This window comes from Paenibacillus sp. LHD-38, assembly GCF_031157315.1.
Classification (GTDB): Bacteria; Bacillota; Bacilli; order Paenibacillales; family Paenibacillaceae; genus Pristimantibacillus.
In genome coordinates, this window is record NZ_JAVIFU010000059.1 from 25,411 (window position 1) to 34,267 (window position 8,857).

General features: G+C 37.2%; 8 protein-coding genes and 2 pseudogenes. 2 read left to right on the plus strand and 8 right to left on the minus strand.

Features of this window, described 5'->3' with window-relative positions:
* Window positions 1-534: 534 nt before the first annotated feature.
* Window positions 535-1,158, plus strand: coding sequence for a DJ-1/PfpI family protein (locus tag RCO25_RS30125; RefSeq protein ID WP_308999777.1), 624 nt, complete (start codon window positions 535-537; stop codon window positions 1,156-1,158).
* Window positions 1,159-1,696: 538 nt separating this feature from the next.
* Window positions 1,697-1,834 (plus strand): annotated as a pseudogene (locus RCO25_RS30130) (response regulator); the annotation flags it as partial.
* Window positions 1,835-2,125: 291 nt separating this feature from the next.
* Here RCO25_RS30130 and RCO25_RS30135 read toward each other — a convergent pair.
* The 8 genes and pseudogenes from RCO25_RS30135 to RCO25_RS30170 all read right to left on the minus strand — a co-directional run bounded on the left by RCO25_RS30135 (window position 2,126) and on the right by RCO25_RS30170 (window position 8,462).
* Window positions 2,126-2,866: a hypothetical protein gene (locus RCO25_RS30135; protein WP_308999778.1), complete on the minus strand. Its 741-nt coding sequence runs from the start codon at window positions 2,864-2,866 to the stop codon at window positions 2,126-2,128.
* A 1,058-nt stretch (window positions 2,867-3,924) separates the two neighbouring features.
* Window positions 3,925-4,584, minus strand: a complete 660-nt coding sequence (locus RCO25_RS30140) for a hypothetical protein (protein ID WP_308999779.1) — start codon at window positions 4,582-4,584, stop codon at window positions 3,925-3,927.
* A 294-nt stretch (window positions 4,585-4,878) separates the two neighbouring features.
* Complete coding sequence (locus tag RCO25_RS30145; protein ID WP_308999780.1) at window positions 4,879-5,385, minus strand: GNAT family N-acetyltransferase; 507 nt, start codon at window positions 5,383-5,385, stop codon at window positions 4,879-4,881.
* A gap of 151 nt (window positions 5,386-5,536) precedes the next feature.
* The gene (locus RCO25_RS30150) at window positions 5,537-5,911 is read right to left on the minus strand and encodes a VOC family protein (protein WP_308999781.1); all 375 of its coding nucleotides are present in this window, start codon (window positions 5,909-5,911) and stop codon (window positions 5,537-5,539) included.
* Between the two features lie 116 nt (window positions 5,912-6,027).
* Window positions 6,028-6,534 carry a GNAT family N-acetyltransferase gene (locus RCO25_RS30155; protein WP_308999782.1) on the minus strand — a complete coding sequence of 169 codons (507 nt, stop codon included), beginning with the start codon at window positions 6,532-6,534 and terminating at the stop codon, window positions 6,028-6,030.
* Between the two features lie 168 nt (window positions 6,535-6,702).
* Window positions 6,703-7,167 (minus strand): GNAT family N-acetyltransferase, encoded by a 465-nt coding sequence (locus tag RCO25_RS30160; RefSeq protein ID WP_308999783.1) that lies wholly within the window; start codon window positions 7,165-7,167, stop codon window positions 6,703-6,705.
* A gap of 173 nt (window positions 7,168-7,340) precedes the next feature.
* Window positions 7,341-7,871 carry a GNAT family N-acetyltransferase gene (locus tag RCO25_RS30165; protein WP_308999784.1) on the minus strand — a complete coding sequence of 177 codons (531 nt, stop codon included), beginning with the start codon at window positions 7,869-7,871 and terminating at the stop codon, window positions 7,341-7,343.
* Window positions 7,872-8,001: 130 nt separating this feature from the next.
* A pseudogene (locus tag RCO25_RS30170) lies at window positions 8,002-8,462 on the minus strand (DinB family protein).
* Between the last annotated feature and the right edge of the window lie 395 nt (window positions 8,463-8,857).

Sequence of the window (8,857 nt, forward strand, 5' to 3'; positions counted from 1 at the left end):
AATAATGAAGCAGATAGCTAAAGTAATCACCATTTTTCTCATTACAATCCCCCTTAAACATTTATGACGATTGGAGAAGGAATTAAGTTGCCCGTTCGATACTCTCTTCAGTTGAATTGCAGTTATATATACTTTTTATTTTGGAAATGATCATAAAATAGGAAGCTACATAGGAGGGACAAACAAATTTGGAGATATGGCATGTATGGGAATGTAATCAATGTGGTTCAACAATGACAATAAATTACGATGCAACTAATGAAGATTACCACAGGTTTAAGAATTGCGGTTGTAAGCTTGATGGTATTTTAGAGTGGAAGTATAACTATGATGAGGTTCAAAATATTTAAAACAAAGGCTATGTTAACCTTTGTTGTTGATTTTCTATTGAAGTAACGGGCAGTTTTCATTAATGCTTCCGTTGTAACTTGGTGAATGGAATAAGTGTAAACTATTGTTTGCTAAATACATGTTCATTCAAAAACACTAAACTCATAATAAATAATATTAAGTTGGCTTAGAAGGGAGAGCTATATGTTTACAATGATTCCTGTAGAACCTGTACGTGTACCAAAGAACATTGCAATACTGATTTTTGATAACGTAACAATTTTAGATTTTACTGGACCTTATGATGTGTTTACCCATGCGAATAGAGAGGACATCAAAGTATACACTGTTGCGGAGAATTTATCGGTAGTAACGGGTTATGGAAATTTATGCATAATGCCTAATTACAGTATTTTTGATTGCCCCAAGCCAGATATTTTAATAATTCCAGGTGGTCTTGGGACAAGAAAAGAAATGCATAACCCGATAATTATTGAGTGGATTAAGCAATCTTATAATAATATTGAGTTAATGTTTTCGGTATGTTCAGGAGCATTACTTTTAGCAAAAGCAGGATTGCTTGACGGGTTAAAAGCAACTACACACCATAATGTATTTGGGCTTCTGGAAGAAATCGCACCTACTACGGAAATTATAAGAGATAGACGATTTGTTGATAACGGTAAGATTCTTTTATCAGCAGGAATATCTGCGGGAATTGATTTATCACTCTTTGTTGTCGAGAAAGTTTTCGGCAAGGAAAGAGCATTACAAACTACGAATGGTATGGAGTATCAGTGGAGTTATTCAAATCACGGAGAACTATAGTTTCTTTTGGTCAGAAATCAACAATCAAGAATAACAGAGCCAAAACAAAAAAAATCGCCTTGGACATTTGTCAAACGTGATTTTTCGTTCCCGTCATTAATTAAAGAATATGAGTAGTCTTATATTTTTGAACCTATATTATTGCAAAAATTTATGCAGATTTATCGGAGCTCAGACGATGCTTCTATTCCGATATGGGAATAAAACTTGTATCATCTTATCGCGCTAAATTGCACGTTAATTTAAATAAAAAAGGAGCAACTGCGAACTGACGCTCAATATTCACACTAAACGACAAGGCAAGCAACTAATGCTATTTGCACACTTTGCACCTATTAGATTTTATACCTTTTTCTTCACCTGAAAACCGAGACGTAATTTACGTAAGAATTTGTCTGTACAGAAAAATGGGAAAACGTTAGAACCTCAAAAGAAAAAGAAGAAAACCGTGTTCCACCTGCCACACGTCTGTTCGTAAGGCTCTTCGCTATACTTCGTGGCTAAAGGTACGTTTGATAGTCCTTAGAGTAGCGAGGAAGCAAAAATAATAATGTGTTCGGCGATAGGACAACAAAAAATCGTCCTTGAAGCAATTACCGAAGGCGCAAAAGATTTCATAGTAAAGCCGTTCCAAAGTGATAGGATTATGGAGGCTCTCTTACATGTAGCACATTAAAATAAGCCCCGCTTCGCTGACCGTGGAAAGTAACGGAATGCGAACGAGGGGCTTTTCTTCGTTTTATCTATCGTTTAGTTACTTGAAATTCACTTCAAGGAAGTGAGGTATTAGATTGTGAACCTTCATCGTGTTCCACATACATCTGATCCATATGAAAGATCCAGGGGGATACCTTACAGTAAGAAAATTAAACCAGATTGCCTAATGCTCTGGCAACCTAATTTATTATTGATCTAATGTTCTCCGTTGTCGTAACATTTTTTTCTTCTAGCGTGGAAGATATGTTACTTAAGAACGGTTGGCATCAGACCAGATCTTTAATTCTTCCACATTATCTGTCTGAAATACCACGCCGTCCTTATTAAATACGAGAATAACTGGTAGCTTCTCAAAGCCGAATTCCTGTTTATAATCAACAACCGTTCCCTCTTCATGAGCCTTCCACCAAATGCCACCTTTGAATGATATCGGCACGTGTTTTTCGAAATCCAGCTCATCAAATGGTGGCCTTGTACCTTCCTCGTACATCACTACTGTGTGGAAACCATCCCCACGGCTTAAGAAGCCCTTCCATCTTTCCTGCTTAGACATGTTGACTTTAAAGATTTTGTTTGCCTTGTAGGCGTGTCTATCTCTTTCAGTTTCACTTGCTGGGGTCGGCGACACCGCTAGTTTTTGTCCTATTTTTAAATTTTTTGGATCGATCAGTCCGTTTTCGGAATCAAAAACAGTCGTTTCATCATAGGATACGGTTTGCGAGTGCATGATGTCCTCTCGTTCTCCAGTCGTATTATTTCGGTGCACCCAATCATCAATATCTAAATGAATTTCACGTTTCTCCGTGTCCATGCCGAGTACAGATACAATCATTGTATCCTCATTTGAGGAAGCTTTTGTTGGCACTGTTTGGACATGGTGATCAACTTTGTTGATGACAGGCTTAATTTGATCCTCACCGCAGCTCGTCAAAAAAACCGTGATTAAAGACGTTCTAATGATAATTCTTGAAAGATAGCGAAAGCTATTCATGGATGTTCTCTCCCTTCATCAAATAGACGAAAGTGGAGAACATTTGTTGCATTAAACTGCCAGTTAGCTTAATACCCAACTCAGCCTTGTGGTGCATGAGTGGTTCTTTCTGATTAACATTGTGGCTCTATTTTATTAGTACAGTGGCTCTCACAGATTAATTAAATGGCTCTAATCCATCAATATACTCACTTGCTCTTCCTGATCTTTCTGCTCCCTTCCTTTTCATTCCATTTGCTCTGGAAATGCCTATTGAATTGCCTCATAACAGCAATCACAAACAATAATATTCATCTCGCTCATTCCAATAAATTTTGCCTTGGTTCTATACGTAACACCTTCTAGGACTTCGCGCGGCATAAAGCCTTCTCCACATGTCGAACACGTTGCTTGGATTTTCATATAGCATTCCAAGCACAGTGAGCCGATGTCGTAATTCAGATGTTTAAACAGCATTTCTGCTTCATTCGAGCAAAACGTACAACATTTCATATTCTTCACCCTCCATTTTCATCGGAAATGCAAAAAACCGCAGACCTAATCCCTTAATGTTAACAAGGATTATTGGTCTACGGTTCTTCCGCAAAACCGATCTTATTTATTTAATTTAATATAATTCATGCCCGATAATAGTACAAGGTTTTTTATTTATACAAATTCAAATGCCAAGTAAAACATAATTCTCAACATATTAATGTCGAATATATTTTTCAGACTAGCTATTATTTCATCGGTTAACTCAGCTTCAACTTCGATCATTTCTTCAATATTGTTATAGCTAACGGTAGATGCTTTGCCTGTATCATTTATGGTTTCAAAGTAGTCAGCAACCAGCTCAGTGGCACCCATTGCAGCCTTGATTATCGGGCTAATTGTCGTGGTTATGAGGAGCGTCTTACATTTACTCGTGAATACTTTACTATTAGAAATTAATGCAAGGATATCAGCGTATACAGCGGAGATTTTTATGAAGAAATACCGAATATAAATGTTTTATACTCATCAATGGTTTATTGCCTTACGTAATGAACCATTGATGATTATTTTTATTTATCGTATTAAAAATATGACTCGCGGTTAGGTTTGGTTCGCTGCCTTGCCAATGATGTAAGCATTAAATATTTTTGAAGTCCCTTTGAAGCTTTGATTGCCAGATTACCCAATTGCTCGGCTTTTTCCATATTTCCTTTTTTATATTCTTCTTCGGCCTCAAGTATATACAGAAAGACCTTATTTTTCAGTTTGCTTTTGTAAATTCTATATGTCTCCCATTGAATCTCCATTAGAGCGATCAGAGCGTAATTGTAAGAGCGTACTTCAGGATTTTTAATCATTTCGGTTTCCCTTTTCGCTGCGGATATATTATTCCTTTCTAAATATAGTGCAGCTTTTAAAAGAGCTCGCATCTGTTGTTGCCTTCCCCAACTTTTCAAACGTTCTATTTTTTTATAGGCTTCATCATAATTACCAATTGTTATGTCAAGTAGGGCTGTGTAGTAGGGATGTTTTTGTTTATAAAGAAATTTTTCAACACGATCCATATCACGAGAGAAATAAAGAACGAGGAAAGAAATGATTTGATCCAAATATATTAGTACTGTTATCCCGAGCACAATCGGTATAAAAACAAAAATTGATAGTTCGATTTCGTAGAAACCCACTAAAAGTCCTATTCCTATGCTAATAATAAAAAGAAAAACAAAGCGAATGAGATTCATCCCTGTCACCGTCCTAAGATTATCTTATTATGAAGTTAATGATACCTGTTATCGCATCAACAATGTACCGATTTTTCTAGGACTGATTAAATCCCTTTTATTATTAAAAAGTGAAAGGGATTTTCATACGTCTCAATAGTACATTTATTCTTTTTGTATACTAACCAGGATCGAGTTGTTCTTTCTTTTTGTATTTCTTCATATTGTACTACTACACTTCATCAGAATCTATTAAAAAGAGTTGCCGAAGCAACTGTTTCCGCTATCATGTCCCGTTTGCTTAAAAACTAATTGTTATTTTCTATCCCATCCAATAGCTAATTCAACTAAATTGTTTCCGCCTATTGTAATACCCTTCTGTCCAATTATTTGACCACCTTGTGCTTTATAAAATTCAAGGGACGGATTATCTTTTAGAACCCACAACATCATTGATGAGTAGCCATTATCCTTTAATGACTCTACAACCGAATTGAACAGCATTTTTCCTAAGCCTAATCGTTGGTAGTCCTTTAATAAATAGATTGCATATAGTTCTCCATCATGTTTAAATTCATCATTCCGACTTCGACCCCCACTAGAAAATCCAACGATTTTACCTGCTCTGTCCTCTGCAACGAATATTTTTTCATGTACGTTTAGATTTTCAAATGTCCATAACCAACTTTTCATTCTATTTTCAACGGAGAGATTGGACAAATGCGATTCGGAAATAATGTCTTTATAAGTGGTTTTCCAGCTATCAACATGAACAATTGCGATTTTTTCAGCATCTTCAATGTGAGCTTCTCTTATTTTCATCGGTTTCCCCTCAATTCAATTGTCAGTTTAACCGTATATTACCATAAAAGAGCATTGAAGATAACTTCCAGTTACTTGAGAAAACGGCTGCCATTAAGTCGGCCGCCGTTTCTTATGTTCATTGAGCAATCGTATCCGATAGTTTAATGAACTATGTTGTTGGGTAGTCACCCCAAAGTTCAATTGCATTTCCATCTGGGTCAAAAAACTTAAAGGACAAGCCTTGATAGTCTGTCAACTTTCCTACCTTAATACCCTTGTCTTTGAATTGCTGGTAAAGCAAATGGATATCCTCAGCCACAGTAAAGCCGTATGTTGCTTGTACACCATTAGTGTAATTCATATGCGAAGTAACTTTACCTTCATCATTAGGGATTAAGAATACCCGAACTCCTGATTCTGTTCTCAATTCTAGACAAATCGGGTCTTCAACCGCTAATTTAAAGCCGAGATGTTCTGAGTACCATTCCAAAGCCTGTTGAAGATTAGTTACAGGTATGTACTGGTAACTGGTTTTTAATTGCATAGAATATCGCCTCCCATAATTGCTATATCCAAGTAAATACCACGTGTCTATTTAATTACCTGCCCGTTACTTAAACGATCAGGAGCAGGTCGCCGCGGCGCCTGCTCCAGTCATAATTATTGCGCTATCGTTCTCCGTTGAGCCCATGAGTTAAATTCTACCGCAGGGTTACCTGCGTACGTAGTTTCTGAATATTCACCTTCCGAGTATTCTGAAATTGTCCTCGTCCAAAATGTTTTTGCAAGCGAATTTTTTTCCAACCAAGAAACACTCCATATTCCCTTAAACATCTCAAATGTTTTATATGCTACTTCTTTTCCAACTCCTTGCCTTCGGTACTTTCTTAAAATGAAAAACTCCGCTATTGAGAACTTGGGTAAATCGTCTGAAACTGAAATTTCCCTAACTAAAACAAACCCAGCCAGCTTCCCCGATACCATCACAAAGAAGGGATGCCGCCCGTCTTCAGTCCAGTAATGATCTAGATATTTATAGTCAAAAAGGCCATATTCGTTAACATCATTATCGCTCTCATCCTCAAATTGGCTCATATCGTACTGATATAATTCCATTAGGTTTCGTAGTATTATTTTCTTTTCAGATGAAACCCTTAGAAGTTCCATGCTAAATCCACCTCCTAATAAACCTCCTAATAAAGTACTACGTTATTCCATGTTATTCCTAATCCGATTCTTTCGCATTACTGCCAGATAGCACAGCCTGGCTGCCGATCGATCCTGCTGAAGCCTCGTGATGTACGGTATTGAGCTCTTCTCTGTTGGCGGTATGATTCAATATCCTAAGAGCAATTCAAATTCAATTTCGTGTCGAATTGGTATCCCATCAAATCCTGCCATGGGTATTGATGGCTTTATTTTTCTTGCTTCTGTGATGGCGTTTTGATGAACTGCTTTCATGTCAAATCCTCTTTTTTGATAAAAACGAATAGTCCTTATATTATCATTTGAAGTAATCATCCATACACGGTTACAGTTTTGTTCCCTCGCTGCTGATATAACTAAATCAATCAGTTTAGTTCCGATACCTTGACCCCCAACTTTGCTGTCGAGGGACACGATTTCGCAATCGCCTTCACTTATGTGGAAGGTTATCATTCCTTTTATTTCATCACCAATTAATACTACATACCCTGGCAATTTATTTATTGAATGTACTTGCCCTCTGGATACAATGATTGATCCTCTAAACTTGATTGCTTCCGCTCTTAGCTTTTCATCAATTGCTTTTATTACCATCCGATTTTCCTCCAGTGACTTAAAGAGCCAGCAAGAATTAAGTATCTGGAATTAATTGTATCATAACAGACCATCCAAAACGACTAATATTGCGTTAAACTGCCCGTTTGTTGAGTGAAGGGCTTCCACGCGGCAGCCCTTCGGCATTGAACTATTGTGTCCCGTTAGCTGAATTATTTTTGCTTTATATGGTAGAGAACATGTTTATTTAAAGGACTATCTTTCTCAACTTTCGGGTGATTAAACATTTTAATAAAACTCATACCGATTTTTATCATTACTTTTTTCGATGGCGCATTAACATCCGCTGTAAAACTATAAACATCATGAAAACCCAATTTGTTAAATCCATATTGTAAACAGACTGCCGCCCCCTCGGTTGCATACCCTTTTCCCCACGCCTCTTTTTTTAGTCGCCATCCAATTTCAATACATGGTGTAAAATCAGCCTCAAATGTTGTCCTATGAAATCCTATAAATCCTATAAACTCTTTATTCTCCTTTACTTCGACGGCATATAACCCAAAACCACATTCCTTAAATTCGGATAGAACTGATTTATAGAATGCATATGTTTCTTCCGTTGATAAGGTTTTAGGAAAATATTTCATAACCTGTTCATCTGCATTTAGTCGACTAAACGGCTCTAAGTCTGTTTTTTCCCAGTCACGCAATTGCAATCTCGATGTTTCTAAATATATCATTTTACACCTCCGAAAGATGTTCTTATCGGACGAACTATCCTGCCAGTTAGTGAAAAAAGGCAGCCATACTTCTGGCAGGCTGCCGTCGTGTCTTTATTCCGTCGTTCCCCGAGGGAGCTTAACTCCAAATCTAAAACAACCCTCTTCCAATAACATTGGCTGATACTGGTTGAAACCCAAGATCTCTTACCCATATTGATAGTTGACCCATATGATGAATTTCATGGGCAATCACATGACGCAAGATTTCACCTTTGGTGTAACGTCCTTCCGTCCATGGTACGGTCACAATTTCGTGTTCAAAATCGTTTTCCATGTTTCAAGGAACAGCTGTATTTCGGTTCTCCAAGAACCTGAAAGATCCCGTAATTGCTGAATAGACTTGTATTTATCATATTGCACTTGTATATCTGGTTTTCTCTGAATTCCACGAATCCAGCTATATTACACATCTACAATATGAAATAGTGTATATAGAATACCACCTACTCCACCAATACTTTTACGCATCAACTCATCATCTGAAATTTGCTTACACAATTCAAACCATTCATCTCTTACCATCCAGTTATACCGAAAGAAATTTATCAACTCATGCCACTCCCGAATAATTACAGATTTATTCCTCGGATTATAGATTCGTGTCTAAAAACAAAATCCCTCTGTTATTAAGCAAATCTGCCAGTTAGCGTAAAGAAGGGCTACCAAACGGCCAATGTCATTTAGTTAAGGCGCAGGTCCAAATATCAAGAAAAAGAGCAGGTTATCGAAAAAGATAGCCCGCTCTTTTTTTGTACGAAAAAGAGAAATAAGACTTGACAAATAGGTATAAATGTGTGGCGAAGCCCCTTGAAAAACGAGGAGGTAACGCCAATGAATGAGTACGCAAATTCGCTAAAACAAACGCTGACATCCCTCATACGAGAAATGTCAGCCGCACCAGCACCTTATGTCAAAAACCCTGAAAAAGATTTTACCCGAAAGAA

Excerpts from the sequence above, each read along its gene's own strand:
- RCO25_RS30125 (WP_308999777.1), top strand. The coding sequence starts at position 535 with ATGTTTACAATGATTCCTGTAGAACCTGTACGTGTACCAAAGAACATT.
- RCO25_RS30135 (WP_308999778.1), bottom strand. The coding sequence starts at position 2,866 with ATGAATAGCTTTCGCTATCTTTCAAGAATTATCATTAGAACGTCTTTA.
- RCO25_RS30140 (WP_308999779.1), bottom strand. The coding sequence starts at position 4,584 with ATGAATCTCATTCGCTTTGTTTTTCTTTTTATTATTAGCATAGGAATA.
- RCO25_RS30145 (WP_308999780.1), bottom strand. The coding sequence starts at position 5,385 with ATGAAAATAAGAGAAGCTCACATTGAAGATGCTGAAAAAATCGCAATT.
- RCO25_RS30150 (WP_308999781.1), bottom strand. The coding sequence starts at position 5,911 with ATGCAATTAAAAACCAGTTACCAGTACATACCTGTAACTAATCTTCAA.
- RCO25_RS30155 (WP_308999782.1), bottom strand. The coding sequence starts at position 6,534 with ATGGAACTTCTAAGGGTTTCATCTGAAAAGAAAATAATACTACGAAAC.
- RCO25_RS30160 (WP_308999783.1), bottom strand. The coding sequence starts at position 7,167 with ATGGTAATAAAAGCAATTGATGAAAAGCTAAGAGCGGAAGCAATCAAG.
- RCO25_RS30165 (WP_308999784.1), bottom strand. The coding sequence starts at position 7,871 with ATGATATATTTAGAAACATCGAGATTGCAATTGCGTGACTGGGAAAAA.